The 16,630-nt window shown below is 44.7% G+C and carries 16 protein-coding genes; 10 read left to right on the top strand and 6 right to left on the bottom strand.

All coding sequences use genetic code 11. The features are described 5' to 3' along the window. Positions 1-211: 211 nt before the first annotated feature. Positions 212-661: a ferric iron uptake transcriptional regulator FcrX gene (gene fcrX / locus R7E51_RS10905; protein WP_005382141.1), complete on the bottom strand. Its 450-nt coding sequence runs from the start codon at positions 659-661 to the stop codon at positions 212-214. Between the two features lie 200 nt (positions 662-861). On the opposite strand from fcrX, the gene R7E51_RS10900 reads away from it, so the two are divergent. Beyond that, the gene (locus tag R7E51_RS10900) at positions 862-1,365 is read left to right on the top strand and encodes a DUF4442 domain-containing protein (protein WP_182016637.1); all 504 of its coding nucleotides are present in this window, start codon (positions 862-864) and stop codon (positions 1,363-1,365) included. A gap of 52 nt (positions 1,366-1,417) precedes the next feature. On the opposite strand, the gene fldA is transcribed toward R7E51_RS10900, so the two are convergent. From fldA to R7E51_RS10885, 3 genes are all read right to left on the bottom strand, one after another. Further along, complete coding sequence (fldA, locus tag R7E51_RS10895; protein ID WP_005382146.1) at positions 1,418-1,951, bottom strand: flavodoxin FldA; 534 nt, start codon at positions 1,949-1,951, stop codon at positions 1,418-1,420. Positions 1,952-1,999: 48 nt separating this feature from the next. Then, a complete protein-coding gene (locus tag R7E51_RS10890; protein ID WP_005393038.1) occupies positions 2,000-2,221 on the bottom strand; it encodes a DUF2788 domain-containing protein in 222 nt (73 codons plus the stop codon). 112 nt (positions 2,222-2,333) lie between these two features. Further along, complete coding sequence (locus tag R7E51_RS10885; RefSeq protein WP_206958176.1) at positions 2,334-3,101, bottom strand: alpha/beta fold hydrolase; 768 nt, start codon at positions 3,099-3,101, stop codon at positions 2,334-2,336. Between the two features lie 92 nt (positions 3,102-3,193). Between R7E51_RS10885 and seqA the strand changes: the two genes are divergently transcribed. Together seqA and pgm are read left to right on the top strand one after the other, a co-directional pair. Then, the gene (seqA, locus tag R7E51_RS10880) at positions 3,194-3,736 is read left to right on the top strand and encodes a replication initiation negative regulator SeqA (RefSeq protein ID WP_005382149.1); all 543 of its coding nucleotides are present in this window, start codon (positions 3,194-3,196) and stop codon (positions 3,734-3,736) included. Between the two features lie 92 nt (positions 3,737-3,828). Continuing rightward, complete coding sequence (gene pgm, locus R7E51_RS10875; protein WP_025766986.1) at positions 3,829-5,475, top strand: phosphoglucomutase (alpha-D-glucose-1,6-bisphosphate-dependent); 1,647 nt, start codon at positions 3,829-3,831, stop codon at positions 5,473-5,475. A 61-nt stretch (positions 5,476-5,536) separates the two neighbouring features. On the opposite strand, the gene R7E51_RS10870 is transcribed toward pgm, so the two are convergent. After that, positions 5,537-6,310: a DUF1853 family protein gene (locus R7E51_RS10870; RefSeq protein ID WP_017819952.1), complete on the bottom strand. Its 774-nt coding sequence runs from the start codon at positions 6,308-6,310 to the stop codon at positions 5,537-5,539. Between the two features lie 231 nt (positions 6,311-6,541). Here R7E51_RS10870 and R7E51_RS10865 point away from each other — a divergent pair, with 231 nt between their 5' ends. Continuing rightward, entirely contained in the window at positions 6,542-7,300 is a 759-nt protein-coding gene (locus R7E51_RS10865; protein WP_005382162.1) for a Nif3-like dinuclear metal center hexameric protein, read from the top strand. Positions 7,301-7,391: 91 nt separating this feature from the next. Here R7E51_RS10865 and R7E51_RS10860 read toward each other — a convergent pair whose 3' ends face one another. Further along, positions 7,392-8,681 carry a citrate synthase gene (locus R7E51_RS10860; protein ID WP_017819951.1) on the bottom strand — a complete coding sequence of 430 codons (1,290 nt, stop codon included), beginning with the start codon at positions 8,679-8,681 and terminating at the stop codon, positions 7,392-7,394. Positions 8,682-9,077: 396 nt separating this feature from the next. Between R7E51_RS10860 and sdhC the strand changes: the two genes are divergently transcribed. The 6 genes from sdhC to odhB all read left to right on the top strand — a co-directional run bounded on the left by sdhC (position 9,078) and on the right by odhB (position 16,535). Next, complete coding sequence (gene sdhC, locus R7E51_RS10855; protein ID WP_017634811.1) at positions 9,078-9,470, top strand: succinate dehydrogenase cytochrome b556 subunit; 393 nt, start codon at positions 9,078-9,080, stop codon at positions 9,468-9,470. Continuing rightward, positions 9,464-9,808: a succinate dehydrogenase, hydrophobic membrane anchor protein gene (gene sdhD / locus R7E51_RS10850; protein WP_005382169.1), complete on the top strand. Its 345-nt coding sequence runs from the start codon at positions 9,464-9,466 to the stop codon at positions 9,806-9,808. Before sdhC ends, sdhD begins: the two co-directional genes overlap by 7 nt. Beyond that, positions 9,809-11,575, top strand: coding sequence for a succinate dehydrogenase flavoprotein subunit (sdhA, locus tag R7E51_RS10845; RefSeq protein ID WP_005382172.1), 1,767 nt, complete (start codon positions 9,809-9,811; stop codon positions 11,573-11,575). 15 nt (positions 11,576-11,590) lie between these two features. Beyond that, positions 11,591-12,301, top strand: coding sequence for a succinate dehydrogenase iron-sulfur subunit (locus tag R7E51_RS10840; protein ID WP_005382174.1), 711 nt, complete (start codon positions 11,591-11,593; stop codon positions 12,299-12,301). Between the two features lie 171 nt (positions 12,302-12,472). Then, the gene (gene sucA / locus R7E51_RS10835; protein WP_005382176.1) at positions 12,473-15,298 is read left to right on the top strand and encodes a 2-oxoglutarate dehydrogenase E1 component; all 2,826 of its coding nucleotides are present in this window, start codon (positions 12,473-12,475) and stop codon (positions 15,296-15,298) included. Between the two features lie 28 nt (positions 15,299-15,326). Further along, a complete protein-coding gene (odhB, locus tag R7E51_RS10830) occupies positions 15,327-16,535 on the top strand; it encodes a 2-oxoglutarate dehydrogenase complex dihydrolipoyllysine-residue succinyltransferase (RefSeq protein WP_017819950.1) in 1,209 nt (402 codons plus the stop codon). Positions 16,536-16,630: the final 95 nt, after the last annotated feature.

Raw genomic sequence — 16,630 nt, 5'->3', positions numbered from 1 at the left:
GCTGAGAACGATGAAAAAATGCCAGCAAACGCTGGCATTTTTTATACCTAATCCCACAGAGTGCTATATAGATGTGCAAAACTGTGGAGAAAAAAGATGGGTGTTTAGTAGCTTTTGTTCTGTAACCAAAGTACTGACGTCTAAGGTACTGACTTCTAGAAACAAAAAACGCCAGCATGTGCTGACGTTTACTTTTTAAATTAACAAACCCTTATTTTTTCGGTTTGTGTGCATCTGGATTGTCTTTACAACCACCATCGCTACACTTGCCGTACAAGTATAAGCTGTGGTTTGTTAGTGTGACATTGTACTTAGCTGCAATCTCTTTTTGACGTTCTTCAATAAGATCGTCAGAAAATTCAATTACCTCACCACAGTCTAGGCACACTAGGTGGTCGTGGTGATGTTGAGTCGATAATTCGAAGACTGACTTTCCACCTTCAAAGTGGTGACGAGTTACAATACCAGCATCGTCGAACTGGTTTAGAACTCGGTAAACAGTTGCTAGGCCAATTTCTTCACCTAGATCAATCAACTTTTTGTACAAATCTTCAGCACTGATGTGCTGGCAGTCTGGCTGCTGAAGTACTTCTAGAATTTTTAGCCTCGGAAGGGTTACTTTTAAACCCGCATCCTTCAGCGCCTGATTATTATCTGACATATACTTTCCCGTTGGATCATCTGCAGCGATTTAACAGAATTCAATCTTCCTACCATTATAGGATAAGCGTTCGGAACATTAAACCACGAACTTCAAAGGGTTAATAGAATCTTTTTGTAAATTAGAAACAGGTCCATTATATTACAGCTCTGACCAGTTACAATTGTGTAACATTAAGCTTGGAGAGGGCAGGGATAGCGATGAATAGGCGACTAGCGAAGATATACAAACCAGGAATTGTAAAGTTCGCACTCAATGTTTGGCCTCCTTTTTGGGGGGCGGGTATTAAAATCTTACATATTTCTCAAGACTTCCGTACTGTAAAGGTACGTTTAAAGCTTCGCTGGTGGAATAAAAATGCCAATCGCACCCAATATGGCGGCAGTATTTTCTCTTTAACTGATCCTATTTACTCGTTGATGCTGATGGGGATTCTACGAGAGGAATATTATGTGTGGGATAAAGAGGCAAGCATTAACTTTATTAAGCCGGGGCAAAGTGATTTGTTTGCAGAATTTGAGGTCACTGAAGGGATGCTGGAAAACATTTATCAAATGACACGGAATGGAGAAAAGTGTTTTCCTGAGTTTATTACTCATGTAAAAGATAAACAGGGGAATGTGGTTTCAGAGGTTCAACGCAAGCTTTATGTAAGAAAGAAACCTCAGTATCGCGAAGAGGAAGTACTTACCGATGCTGTGTGACAATACATACAAAAAGACCTCCAAGTGGAGGTCTTTGCATCATTCAATTTGATTAGCCTTCTAGCTCAGCTAAACACATCTCTTCATAGATCTGTTTAACCCAGCTTTCAACACGCTCGTCAGTCAATTCTGGTTGGCGGTCTTCATCAATACATAGACCTACGAATTGGCTTTCGTCACCTTCAACAAGTGCTTTAGACGCTTCAAATTCGTAGCCTTCTGTCGAGGTATGGCCAAGAATTGTGCCGCCTTTAGACTCAACGATATCACGGACTGTGCCCATCGCGTCACAGAAGTATTCTGCGTAGTCTTCTTGGTCGCCACAGCCAAAGATAGCCACTAGCTTAGTAGAGAAGTCGATTTGCTCAAGTTCAGGGAAGAAGTCATCCCAATCACATTGTGCTTCGCCGTAGTACCAAGTTGGGATACCTAGAAGAAGAAGATCGAAGTTATCAATGTCTTCTTTGCTGCTTTTCGCGATGTCTTGAACGTGAACTAGATGTTTACCTAGTTGCTTTTGAATCATCTTTGCAACGGCTTCAGTATTACCTGTGTCGCTACCGAAGAAGATACCTACACTTGCCATAGAGTCTATACCTTTACATTGTTTGTTATTGGCGATGCTACTAAGGGTTTAACCTAACCCTGAGCCTTCCCAAGTTAGCTGAATTACACCTTTTGCAATAAAGCCAGCACAGCCTAGGAAAAGGACTAACCACACAATACGACGACCAAAAACAGGTACATTGCCTTGCTTTAGCACATCTTTTATCGCCATCCCGATGAAAAAAAAGATAGCAGCAAAAAGAAGATCGAGCCCAATAGACTCGAGCATATCCATATAGTCGTAAAGCATTTTAGCCCTTCATGCCGAAAAATCTTGGGCGCACTATACCACTGTTAAACGGTAAAGTTAATGCACTACAAGAAGGGTTATTTCAATAATCTAGTGTTGCTTTTCGAATTTGTTAACTCGAAATGTATTTTCGAATGACTCTCATTACTTCTGTCGGTTTCTCGGCGTGTAACCAGTGACCAGTGCCAGCGATAATGTGTGCTTTAGCATGGTTAAATTGTCGCTTCACTGCCGGCTGATGTTCTGGCATTAAGTAGTTAGAGTCCCCGCCTTTGATAAATAAAGTTGGGATATCTGTTGGTGTGATTTCTTGCCAGCCAATAATTTGGTCATAATTCTCAAAAAGGCTCGGTACGTTAAACCGCCAATCCATCTTATCGCCATTTTTGTACAGTGATTTAGAGAGAAATTGTCTTACACCATCGAGTTCAATATGTTGAGCTAGGATATCCATGGCTTGCTGTCGATTTGCTGGTTTTTCATTAATAACAGCATGTAAGCCGTTAAAAACATTATCGTGACGGTTCGTAGTGTAGGCAACAGGCGCCATGTCGAGAACGACTAACTGCTTGACTACATTTGGCGCAATGTCCACAAGAGCCATCGCGACTTTTCCGCCCATGGAGTGACCAATAACAATAGATGGCTCAACGTTTAAGTGCTGAAGGAGCTGAGCCACATCTTTTGCCATATCGGTATAGTTATGGACTTCGGAGTGGAAAGAGAGGCCGTGATTTCTCAGATCAATACTGATCACCGTGTGATCTTTAATAAGATCGCGGGCGAGTAGACCCAGATTACTTAAACTACCAAACAATCCGTGAATCAAAACAACTGTTTGGCCTTGGCCTTCCTGCTTATAGTTGAGTAATGCTGACATTTTATCTTATTCGTGATGGGTTTAACGTGGAGTATCCGCGTGGATCTCGTTATAATCCCCCAGAGTTTAAACATTGAGAATGTGAAAAGCGAATGAAAACAATTGAGGTTGATGAGGATCTATACCGTTATATAGCTAGTCAAACTAAGCATATCGGTGAAAGCGCCTCGGATATTTTGCGACGCCTTTTAAACCTTGATGGTCAGTTGCAGGAAGCTAAAGCCGCGCCTGTAGTAGAGAAGCCACAAGGGATTGTAGTAAGTAAAGATGCGGGTAAAACGGAATCTGTTGATGTAGTGAAAGAAATGCGTTCGCTGCTTATTTCTGATGAGTTTGCCGGTCTAAAAAAAGCGATTGATCGCTTTATGTTAGTATTATCGACCTTACATAAATTGAATCCAGAAGGTTTCGCCCAGGCTACGAATGTAAAAGGACGCAAACGCGTGTACTTTGCAGATAATGAAGAAACCTTGCTAGCAAACGGTAATACGACCAAGCCAAAAGCCATTCCTGGCACACCGTTTTGGGTTATCACGAATAACAATACAAGTCGTAAAAGACAGATGGTTGAACAAGTGATGGCACACATGGGGTTCCAACCTGACTTAATAGAAAAAGTAACAGGTTCAATCTAAGAAACCTGATAGAAGCCTCATAATGCGTCGCAGTGAGCGGATATTATGAGGCTTTTTTAATTTTATTTGTATTTAAAGAAAGGATGTCAAACATGGCTATGCACCCTCGTGCTGGGCAAAAAGCGCAGCAGGAAGATCTTCACAATATCCCAGCACTCGTTGCTAACTACTTCTTACTTCAACCAGACGCGGCAAACGCAGAACACAAAGTTCAATTTGGTACTTCTGGCCACCGCGGTACTGCAGACAAGCACACTTTTAACGAAAACCACATTTTAGCGATCGCTCAAGCGGTAGCAGAAGTTCGTGCTGAGCAAGGCACAACCGGCCCGTTGTTTGTGGGTAAAGACACGCATGCGCTATCTGAGCCTGCTTTCTCAAGTGTGATTGAAGTATTGATTGCAAATGGTGTGAAAGTGATTGTCCAGCAAGACAACGGTTACACGCCAACACCGGGTATTTCACACGCGATTCTGACTTACAACATCAAACACGATGAAAAAGCAGACGGTATCGTTATTACCCCATCACATAACCCACCACAAGACGGCGGTATCAAATACAATCCGACACATGGTGGTCCTGCTGAAGCTGAGTTGACTCAAGCTATCGAAGATCGTGCGAACGAATTGATTGCTGAAGGTTTACAAGGTGTTAAACGCCTACCACTAGCAGAAGCAAAAGCATCGGATCTGTTTGTAGAGATGGACTTGGTGAAGCCATACATCGATGACCTGGTGAACGTTATCGATATGGAAGCAATCCAAAAGGCGAACCTGAAGATTGGTGTAGATCCATTGGGTGGCAGCGGTATCGATTACTGGCGTCAAATTGGTCAGGCATACAACCTAGACCTAACGCTAGTAAGTGAATCGATCGATCCTTCTTTCCAATTCATGTCGCTAGATAAAGACGGCGTTGTGCGTATGGACTGTTCTTCTCCTTACGCAATGGCGGGTCTATTGGCACTGAAAGACGAATACGATTTAGCATTTGGTAACGATCCTGACTACGACCGTCACGGTATCGTTACGCCAAAAGGTTTGATGAACCCGAACCACTTCTTAGCCGTTTGTATTGACTACTTGTACCGTCATCGTGACGCGTGGGGTAAAGACGTCGCTGTTGGTAAAACACTAGTTTCAAGTGCGCTGATTGACCGTGTTGTTGCGGATCTAGGTCGTGAGCTATGTGAAGTGCCTGTTGGTTTCAAATGGTTTGTAGACGGTCTGTACACTGGTAAGTTTGGTTTCGGCGGCGAAGAAAGTGCTGGTGCGTCTTTCCTTCGTAAAGATGGCACGCCTTGGTCAACAGACAAAGATGGCATCTTGCTATGCCTTCTAGCAGCAGAGATCACTGCGGTAACGGGTAAGAACCCTCAAGATTACTATGAAGAGCTAGCGGCGAAGCACGGTGAGTCGAAGTACAACCGTATTCAAGCTGTAGCAAATGGCCCACAAAAAGACGTATTGAAGAAGTTGTCACCAGAAATGGTTGCGGCTGAAACTCTAGCAGGTGATGCGATCACTGCTCGTCTAACGCATGCACCAGGCAATGGTGCTGCGATTGGCGGCCTTAAAGTAACGACAGCTAACGGTTGGTTCGCTGCTCGTCCATCAGGCACAGAGGACATCTACAAGATTTACTGTGAAAGCTTCAAAGGTGAAGAACATCTGAAACAAATCGAAGCTGAAGCACAAGAGATCGTTAATCAAGTGTTTGCAGCCGCTGGTTTGTAAAACATCCAATGGTCAATGTATCTAGCAAAGGGTTGATGTGAAAACATCAACCCTTTCATGTTTAAGTGCCTCGAACCGCTTTATCTCCGGGCCATGAATCTGGTACCACAAACCAGAATTGACCGTCCTCCGTTTGTGCGTGTATGAATCGATCTAAAGGCTTTTCAATAGGTTGAGAGAAATCGTCTGTACCGATCGCCCAGCATGGTTTATGTAAATGATAAAGGGGTTTACCAATTAAATCCCATTGACTTTGATAGCACCAGTAACCACTAATCTGACTTGGATTTAATTCATAACCCAAGCACTCCTTAGGGGGTGGCTCTGGAGTAAACGGATTGATATAGAGTCGTCCTTGCATCATTAGGCGCTCTTGTGGGGCGTCGTTTAACGGAATTATTTTTTGAAATTCCGGGCGATCGCTCATTTTCAATTGATGAGTAAGCATTCTATTCAGTTTTGTATGCAGCTGGTCGTGAGCATTCGGACCATACCAAACGCCGTTATAAAGAAGATAAAACTTAATCGCCACTTCCCAGTGTTCTATTTGATTTGATTCTGTATTCCGCAACACCAAATCGACAGCACCAATGGTCTTACCTTCCGCGTCGTTTAACTGAATTTCTTCGGCAATAATCTGATATCGTTCTGAATTAGAAAGAGCCGCAGTGCATAGGTGCTGATATAAAAAACCCAGCCTCGGATTACCATTGTATTGTTCTGAGCTATTCAAAGGTTTGACCGAGACATCTTCTAAGGTTGCAAACGGAGGGGTTAACTTGAAAAGCGGAGGTGAAGTGGCGATCCATTGGTAAAAGCGTTGCAGTTGGTTCATCCGTATCCCTAAATTTATGGTGAGGCGACAAGCTTTGTTATTGTAACTAAATTTGCTTTTGAGGGTAGGGTGGCTAGCATCGATATTAGGGTTCGAGATACACTTTAAAGACCTAAATGATATCAAGGTGCCAGATGTCAAAACGTTGTTGTATCAACTAGGTTGCACTCTTTCGTCTGATTCCATCGAGAGGTTATTTAGGTTTACATGCGCTAGAAATTGGAAGTAATAATGAATAACTTAAAGTTAGAACAGATTCTTAATGACAAACTGTCACCGCAGTTAATTAAAGATTACGCACCAAATGGGTTACAGGTAGAAGGGAAATCAGCGGTAAAGCGTGTTATCACTGGCGTAACCGCCTCTCAAGCCTTAATCGATAAAGCGATTGAGCTTAATGCAGACGCATTGCTTGTTCATCATGGCTATTTTTGGAAAGGTGAGCCTGAGCCAATTCGTGGCATGAAAGGTAAACGAATTCGTAGCCTGATCAAAAATGATATCAACTTATATGGTTATCACCTTCCTCTAGATATTCATCCAGAGCTAGGCAACAACGCTGAATTAGCTCGCTTACTTGAAATCGAAGTAGAAGGTGGGCTTGAAGGGCACCCTCAGTCAGTTGCTATGTTTGGGCGCTTGAAAAAGCCGATGTCTGGTGTTGAATTTGCGAGTAAGATCAACCAAGTTCTTGAAAGAGAGCCTCTGCATATCGCTCCAGAGAATACTGATAAGATGATTGAGACAGTCGGCTGGTGCACTGGTGGAGGGCAGGATTTCATTGAACTTGCTGTACAGCACGGGCTGGATGCATTTATCTCTGGAGAAATTTCAGAGCGCACCACTTATACCGCTCGTGAAATGGACATTCATTACTTTGCTGCAGGTCATCATGCTACTGAGCGTTATGGTGTTCAGGCCTTAGGCAAATGGCTAGCGGATGAATACGGCCTACATGTGGAGTTTATCGATATAGATAATCCGGTTTAACGTTCGCTATTCGTAACGTTAAGTGCTGAAAAGAAAAAGGGTTGAGACGAAAATCTCAACCCTTTTGTTTGTCTATCTTCGTACTAAAAGATCATTCACGTTCGTGAAGTGGAGAAAACTCACGTTGTGTTTCGCCAGTGTATAGCTGACGAGGACGACCAATGCGGTTCAGTGGATCGCTATGCATTTCGTTCCAGTGAGCAATCCAGCCGATGGTACGAGAAATCGCGAAGATAACCGTAAACATAGAAACTGGAATACCAATCGCTTTAAGAATGATACCTGAGTAGAAGTCTACGTTCGGGTACAGCTTCTTAGACACGAAGTACTCATCAGAAAGCGCAATGCGCTCAAGTTCCATTGCAACGTCTAGCAGAGGGTCTTGAATGTTTAGCTCTTTGAGAACTTCATGACACGTTTCGCGCATTACTGTCGCACGTGGGTCGTAGTTCTTGTAAACGCGGTGACCAAAGCCCATTAAGCGGAATGGGTCATCTTTGTCTTTCGCGCGGTCTACATATTCAGGGATCTTATCGACGCTGCCAATCTCTTCTAGCATTCTCAAGCAGGCTTCGTTCGCACCACCGTGAGCAGGTCCCCAAAGGGATGCAATACCAGCGGCAATACATGCAAATGGGTTCGCACCAGAAGAGCCAGCTAGACGTACAGTTGATGTCGACGCATTCTGTTCGTGATCCGCGTGTAGAGTGAAAATCTTATCCATCGCACGGGCAACCACAGGATTTACTTCATACTCTTCGCAAGGGTTTGCGAACATCATATGCAAGAAGTTCTCTGCGTAGCTAAGGTCGTTACGAGGGTAAATAAATGGCTGACCGATAGAATATTTGTAACACATCGCCGCCAGTGTTGGCATTTTTGACAGCAGGCGGTACGCTGCAATTTCGCGGTGTTCGTCGTTGTTAATGTCAAGAGAGTCGTGATAGAAGGCTGCAAGTGCTCCAACTACACCACACATTACCGCCATTGGGTGAGCATCGCGTCGGAAGCCATGGAAAAAGCTTGCGATTTGCTCGTGTACCATTGTGTGACGAGTAACGGTCGTTTTGAATTGCTCGTATTGTTCTCGGGTAGGGGCTTCACCATAAAGAAGGATGTAACATACTTCTAAGTAATCTGCGTTATTGGCTAATTGATCAATCGGGAAACCGCGGTGCAAAAGAATACCTTTGCCGCCATCGATGTACGTGATTGATGATTCACAAGATGCAGTGGCAAGAAAACCTGGGTCAAAAGTAAAGTAACCATTGGCTCCCAGCTTACGAACGTCAATTACAGGTGTACCTAGCGTACCGTCCATAATTGGCAGTTCGATTGGCGCTTGACCTTCAACATGAAGGGTCGCTTTCTTATCCGCCATAACAATCTCCTTTGTTTATTATTTAATCCGTCCAGGATGTTTATGTGCCATTTTTGTACTGTTGTTAAAGCTTAAAGTCAATTTTTCTCCATCTTTGTGTGCACTTGTTATGATTTTTCTCATGAAAATCGTTAAAAATCTGTTCTATGTAGCATAATTTGTTACACCAATTGTATTAGAATGTTGCTCGCCGTATATTGGCAAAGAAAATTTTAGTTAAATCCTTATAAATTCGGGGCTAGAAACAAAGAGTGAGGTTTGTTGCTGGATTCCGTTTGTTAACAAATCGTTTACAATTATCTGGGTGGTTACTCGCGATATTTGTTAAGTAGATGTTAACTTTTGTACGTTTGGAAGCTGAAATTGGTTATAACAATAAATGCTCAATGGAGCTGAGTGAGCAAGCCCGTGAAAGAAAGAAAGTCAAGACCTGTTAATTTAGATTTACAGACCATCCACTTTCCTATCACAGCAATCGCATCCATCCTACACCGTGTGTCTGGGGTAATTACGTTTGTTGCGGTGGGTATATTACTGTGGTTACTATCCATTTCTCTGTCATCCCCAATGGGTTTTATGGAAGCCGCTGACATCGTCGATAGCTTCTTCGTAAAATTCATCCTGTGGGGAATTCTTACTGCACTTGCCTACCACATCGCAGGTGGTATCCGTCACTTATTGATGGATCTGGGTCACTTTGAAGAACTAGATTCAGGCACGATGAGCGCTAAAGTCGCGTTTGGTGCAACAGCAGTATTATCATTATTGGCGGGGATCTTGGTATGGTAAAACACGTATCTTCATTTGGTCGTAATGGTGTACACGATTTCCTACTAATTCGTGCAACTGCAATCATTATGACGCTATACACGATTTATCTGATTAGCTTCTGTGCATTTTCAGATATCTCTTACGCATCTTGGACCCAATTCTTTGGTGGTACCTTCACTAAAGTATTCACCATGTTGGCACTTGTCTCGATCCTGATTCACGCTTGGGTTGGTTTGTGGCAGGTATTAACTGATTACATTAAGTGCGCGAAACTACGTGGCGCACTACAACTTGGTGTTATTGCCGTTCTATTCGGCTATGTCTTCTCTGGTCTATTTATTCTGTGGGGTGCGTAAGTGTCTATTCCAGTTCGTGAGTTTGATGCCGTAGTAATCGGCGCTGGTGGTGCAGGTATGCGCGCTGCACTACAAATTTCAGAACAAGGCCTATCATGTGCTTTGTTGTCAAAAGTATTTCCAACACGTTCTCATACTGTGTCTGCACAGGGTGGCATTACTGTTGCTCTGGGTAACTCGCACAAAGACGATTGGCAATGGCACATGTACGATACCGTTAAAGGTTCCGACTACATCGGTGACCAGAACGCGATTGAATACATGTGTAAAAATGGTCCTGAGTCAGTTATCGAGCTTGAAAAAATGGGTCTTCCATTCTCTCGTTTCGATAACGGTACCATCTACCAACGTCCATTCGGTGGTCAATCTAAAGAGTTTGGTGGTGAGCAGGCTGCTCGTACAGCCGCTGCTGCAGACCGTACTGGTCACGCACTTCTTCACACGCTTTACCAGCAAAACGTAAAACACAAAACAACCATCTTCTCGGAGTGGTACGCTTTGGATCTTGTGAAAAACCAAGACGGCGCAATCATGGGTTGTACTGCGATTTGTATGGAAACGGGTGAAATCTGTTACTTCAAATCGAAAGCGACCATTCTAGCTACAGGTGGTGCAGGTCGTATTTACGCATCGACCACTAACGCGCACATCAACACGGGTGATGGCGTTGGTATGGCGCTTCGCGCAGGCGTTCCAATGCAAGATATGGAAATGTGGCAGTTCCACCCAACAGGTATTGCTGGCGCGGGTGTTCTAGTGACGGAAGGTTGTCGTGGTGAAGGTGGTTACCTTCTAAATAAAGATGGTGAACGCTTCATGGAACGTTATGCTCCAAACGCGAAAGACCTTGCTGGTCGTGACGTGGTTGCTCGTTCAATGATGATTGAAATCCGTGAAGGCCGCGGTTGTGATGGCCCTTGGGGTCCACATATCAAGTTGAAACTTGATCACCTTGGTAAAGAAGTACTTGAATCACGTCTACCAGGTATCTGTGAACTGTCTCGTACATTTGCACACGTTGACCCAGTGAAAGAGCCAATTCCAGTAATTCCAACTTGTCACTACATGATGGGTGGTGTACCTACTCAAGTCTCTGGCCAAGCAATTAAGCAGAAGGCCGACGGTAGCGAGATGGAAGTTCAAGGCCTTTACGCATGTGGTGAGATTGCTTCTGTATCGGTACACGGTGCTAACCGTCTTGGCGGCAACTCATTACTAGACTTGGTCGTATTTGGTCGTGCCACTGGCTTGCACCTTGGCGAAACGCTAGCAGCGCAAGCGGAAGCTCGTCCTGCAACAGAATCTGATATTGAAGCGTCTCTAGCGCGTACTATGCGTTGGGAAAACAGCACTGGTGGTGAAGATCCAGTTCAGATTCGTAAAGACCTACAAGCATGCATGCAAAACAGCTTCTCGGTATTCCGTGAAGGCGATGCGATGGCAACCGGTCTAGAAGAGTTGAAAGTGATTCGCGAACGTTTGAAAGATGCACATCTAGCGGACAAGTCTTCAGAGTTCAACACGCAGCGTATTGAGTGTCTAGAACTTGATAACCTGATGGAAACCGCGTTTTCAACTGCCGTTGCAGCAAACTACCGTACAGAGAGTCGTGGCGCACATGCTCGTTTCGATTTCCCTGAGCGTGATGATGAGAACTGGCTATGCCACTCTATCTACAATCCGGAAACAGAAGCGATGACTAAGCGTGATGTGAACATGACGCCAACGCATCGTGAAGCTTTCCCGCCGAAAGTACGTACATACTAAAGGGAGGATACGACTATGAAATTAAACTTCTCTTTATACCGTTACAATCCGGATGTGGATACTAAGCCTTACATGAAAGAGTATACCCTTGAGGTAGACGAAGGCTCAGACATGATGGTGCTTGATGCATTGATTCTGCTAAAAGAGCAAGATCCAAGCATCGCGTTCCGTCGCTCATGCCGTGAAGGGGTATGTGGTTCTGATGGTTTGAATATGAATGGTAAAAACGGCCTAGCGTGTATCACACCGTTATCTGCTCTACAAGGCGATAAGATAGTTATTCGTCCACTACCAGGGTTACCTGTCGTGCGCGATCTTATCGTTGACATGACGCAGTTCTATGATAACTATGCGAAAGTTAAACCGTTCTTGATTGATGATGGTGCATTACCACCATCACGTGAGAATCTACAATCGCCTGATGACCGTGCGCATTTAGATGGATTGTACGAATGTATCATGTGTGCATGTTGTACAACGTCTTGCCCATCATTCTGGTGGAACCCTGATAAATTCATCGGCCCAGCTGGTCTTCTCGCAGCGTACCGTTGGCTAATTGATAGCCGCGATACGGCAACAGATGAACGTTTGTCTGATCTTGATGATGCATTTAGCGTTTTTCGTTGCCATGGCATCATGAATTGTGTAAGTGTTTGTCCTAAGGGATTAAATCCGACGAAAGCCATCGGTCACATTAAGTCGATGTTGGTTAATCGTTCGGTTTAATTTACTCGCTCTTAGGAATGTCGCAGTGTTGCGGATCACCCGATATGACCGCTTCACTGCTTCAGTAATATTCGAGTAAAGAATACAAAAATTGCCGACCGTATTTTTAGTCGGCTCTTATAGCTCGGCAAAGACCGAAGCAAACGTGAAAACTACTGGTTAAGGGAAAATATGCACAACGGCGTGATGAAGGCATGGCTCGAGTCTTCACACTTGGCTGGCGCCAATGCAACGTATGTAGAGGACCTCTACGAACTGTATCTAAGTGATCCCGATCTGGTAAGTGAGGAGTGGAAACGTGTTTTTGAAGGCTTGCCTAAGCCATCAGAAGAAGTGGCAGAACAACCACATTCACGTGTCCGTGACTACTTCCGACGACTCGCTAGAGAAACAAAGCATTACAATGTCCAAGTTAGTGACCCAGATGTCGATGCAAAACAAGTAAAAGTTCTACAGCTAATCAACGCATACCGTTTCCGCGGGCATGAAGCTGCAGAATTAGACCCACTAGGTCTATGGCAACGCCCAACAGTGGCGGAGTTAGACCCTGCTTTTCATAATCTTACCGAAGATGACTTCGAAGAAACTTTCAACGTAGGTTCTTTTGCTGTTGGGCAAGAAACCATGAAGTTGAAAGATATCTATGAAGCCCTCAACAAAACTTATTGCGGTTCCATCGGTGCTGAATACATGCACATGACTGACACAGAGCAAAAGCGTTGGATTCAGCAACGCCTTGAGTCTGTCGTAGGCCAGCCATCATTCAACAAAGATGAGAAGCGCACATTCCTAGAAGAGCTAACAGCCGCTGAAGGCTTGGAGCGTTACCTCGGGGCGAAATTCCCAGGTGCAAAACGTTTCTCTTTAGAAGGTGGTGATGCGCTGATTCCGATGACGAAAGAGTTGATCCGTCATGCGGGTACAAGTGGAATGCGTGAAGTGGTTATCGGTATGGCTCACCGCGGTCGTTTGAACATGCTGGTGAACGTACTTGGTAAGAAACCTCAAGACCTGTTTGATGAGTTCGCCGGTAAACACGACGAAACTTGGGGTACGGGTGATGTGAAATATCACCAAGGTTTCTCTGCTGATTTTGCGACTCCTGGCGGTGATGTTCACTTAGCACTTGCATTTAACCCGTCGCACCTAGAAATCGTAAACCCAGTAGTCATGGGCTCAGTTCGAGCACGTCAAGATCGCTTGGGTGATAATCAAGGTAGCAAAGTGCTTCCTATCACCATCCACGGTGATTCTGCAATCGCTGGTCAGGGTGTGGTTGCCGAAACGTTCAACATGTCTCTTGCTCGTGGGTTCCAAGTTGGTGGTACGGTACGTATCGTCATCAACAACCAAGTAGGCTTTACGACGTCTAATCCTCGTGACACGCGTTCTACGATGTACTGTACCGATATCGCGAAGATGGTGCAGGCGCCAATTTTCCATGTAAATGCAGATGACCCAGAAGCAGTTGCTTTTGTTACTCGCATTGCATTGGATTACCGTAACGAGTTCAAGCGCGATGTCGTGATCGATCTTGTATGTTACCGTCGCCACGGCCACAATGAGGCGGATGAGCCAAATGCGACTCAGCCTTTGATGTACCAGAAAATCAAAAAGCATCCTACACCACGCAAATTGTATGCAGATGTTCTGATCGATAAAAATGAATCAGATATCGAGACAGCGACTCAGTTAGTCAATGAGTATCGCGATGCATTAGATCGCGGTGAAGTGGTTGTTAAAGAATGGCGTCCAATGGCGTTGCACTCTGTAGACTGGTCCCCTTACTTAGGGCACGAATGGGATATGGAGTGGGATTCAAAATACGACAAGACACGCCTTATTGAGCTAGGCAATCGTCTGTGTCAGTACCCAGAAAGCCATAAACTGCAAAGCCGTGTTAATAAGCTATACAACGACCGTCTAGCAATGATGACCGGTGAAAAAGCCATTGACTGGGGTATGGCTGAAACATTGGCGTATGCTACATTGGTTGACGATGGCAAGCGTATTCGTCTTTCTGGTCAGGACTCGGGTCGTGGTACTTTCTTCCACCGTCACTCGGTTCTTCATAACCAAACCGATGCAAGCACTTACATTCCATTAGCGAATATTCATGACAACCAAGGGCCATTCCAAGTCTTTGACTCAGTATTGTCAGAAGAAGCTGTGTTGGCGTTTGAATACGGTTACGCAACAGCCGAACCAGGTGGTTTAACTATCTGGGAAGCACAGTTTGGTGATTTTGCCAACGGTGCACAAGTTGTTATCGACCAGTTTATCTCGTCAGGCGAGCAAAAGTGGGCGCGTTTGTGCGGTCTTACTATGCTTCTACCTCATGGTTATGAAGGTCAAGGCCCTGAGCACTCATCTGCACGTTTAGAGCGTTACCTTCAGCTTTGTGCTGAGCAAAATATGCAGGTTGTGGTTCCTTCAACACCGGCTCAGGTGTACCACATGATTCGTCGTCAGGTTGTACGCCCAATGCGTCGACCTCTCATTGTTATGTCGCCGAAATCTTTGCTGCGCCACCCTCTATGTACTTCAACGATTGAAGACTTGGCGGATGGTACATTCCAATCTGCAATTCCAGAAGTAGATGATTTAGAACCAAGCAAAGTGAAACGTGTCGTGTTCTGTGCTGGTAAGGTTTACTTTGACCTACTAGAGCAGCGCCGTAACAACGAGCAAGACGATGTTGCTATCGTGCGTATTGAACAGCTTTACCCATTCCCAATGGAAGAAGTACAAGCAGCAATTGCTCAATACACTAACGTTGAAGACTTCGTGTGGTGTCAGGAAGAACCTCAGAACCAAGGTGCTTGGTACTGTAGCCAACATAACTTCCGTGCCGCTATTCCTGCAGGTGCAAATCTTAAATACGCAGGTCGCCCAGCTTCTGCTTCGCCAGCAGTTGGCTACATGTCGGTGCACTTGAAACAACAAAAAGCGTTGGTTGAAGACGCTCTGAACGTGAACTCAAAAACTTCGAATTAAGAACTAGAAGTTAAAGGAAGAAACAGATATGACAATTGAAATTCTGGTTCCAGATTTACCTGAATCAGTTGCTGATGCAACCGTAGCGACATGGCACAAACAACCAGGCGACGCAGTAGAGCGTGACGAGGTTTTGGTTGACATCGAAACAGACAAAGTTGTGCTAGAAGTTCCAGCTCCGGAAGCTGGCGTTTTAGAAGCTATTGTTGAAGCAGAAGGTGCGACAGTACTTTCTAAACAAATCATTGCTAAATTGAAGCCAGGCGCAGTTGCAGGTGAACCAACTGCAGACAAAACAGAAGGTACTGAAGCATCTCCTGATAAGCGCCACAAAGCTGCGCTTAACGAAGAAAGTAATGACGCATTAAGCCCAGCAGTGCGCCGTTTATTGGCTGAACATGGCTTAGAAGCAAGCCAAGTGAAAGGCACTGGTGTTGGTGGTCGTATTACGCGCGAAGATATTGAAGCGCATCTTGCGAACGCTAAATCTGCGTCAAAAGAAGACTCGCCAGCAGTGGTAGACGTGCCGGCAGCGGCTCGCAGTCAGAAGCGTGTTCCAATGACTCGCCTTCGTAAGACAGTTGCTAACCGTTTGCTAGAAGCGAAGAACAACACGGCAATGCTAACGACGTTTAACGAAGTGAACATGAAACCAATCATGGACCTTCGTAAGCAGTACAAAGATCAGTTCGAAGAGCGTCACGGTATTCGTTTGGGCTTCATGTCTTTCTACGTGAAAGCAGTAACAGAAGCGCTTAAGCGTTACCCAGAAGTAAATGCTTCGATTGATGGCGATGACATTGTTTACCACAACTATTTCGACATTAGCATGGCGGTATCAACGCCACGTGGTCTAGTTACACCTGTCCTAAAAGACTGTGACAAGCTTGGTTTCGCTGATGTTGAAAAAGGCATCAAAGAACTGGCTATCAAAGGTCGTGATGGCAAGCTAACGGTAGACGAGCTAATGGGCGGTAACTTCACTATCACAAACGGTGGTGTGTTCGGTTCACTAATGTCTACACCAATCATCAACCCACCTCAATCAGCGATTCTTGGTATGCATAAGATCCAAGAGCGTCCGATGGCAGTGGATGGCAAAGTTGAAATCTTGCCGATGATGTACCTAGCGTTATCTTACGATCACCGCCTAATTGACGGTCGTGAATCAGTTGGTTTCCTAGTAACGATTAAAGAGTTACTAGAGGACCCAGCACGTCTCCTATTAGACGTTTAATATCGCTAAAACGTCTAGTTATCGTAGGTAGCTAGACGTTAAAAATTTCAATGGCTAGACTAGCTCAACGTTTGGCCTTCATTTGAATCCTTCAG

Source organism: Vibrio sp. Vb1166, from assembly GCF_033338695.1.
Taxonomy (GTDB): domain Bacteria; phylum Pseudomonadota; class Gammaproteobacteria; order Enterobacterales; family Vibrionaceae; genus Vibrio; species Vibrio alginolyticus.
The sequence above is the reverse complement of the archived record's forward strand: the minus strand, read 5'-3'. Positions and strand labels throughout refer to the sequence as shown.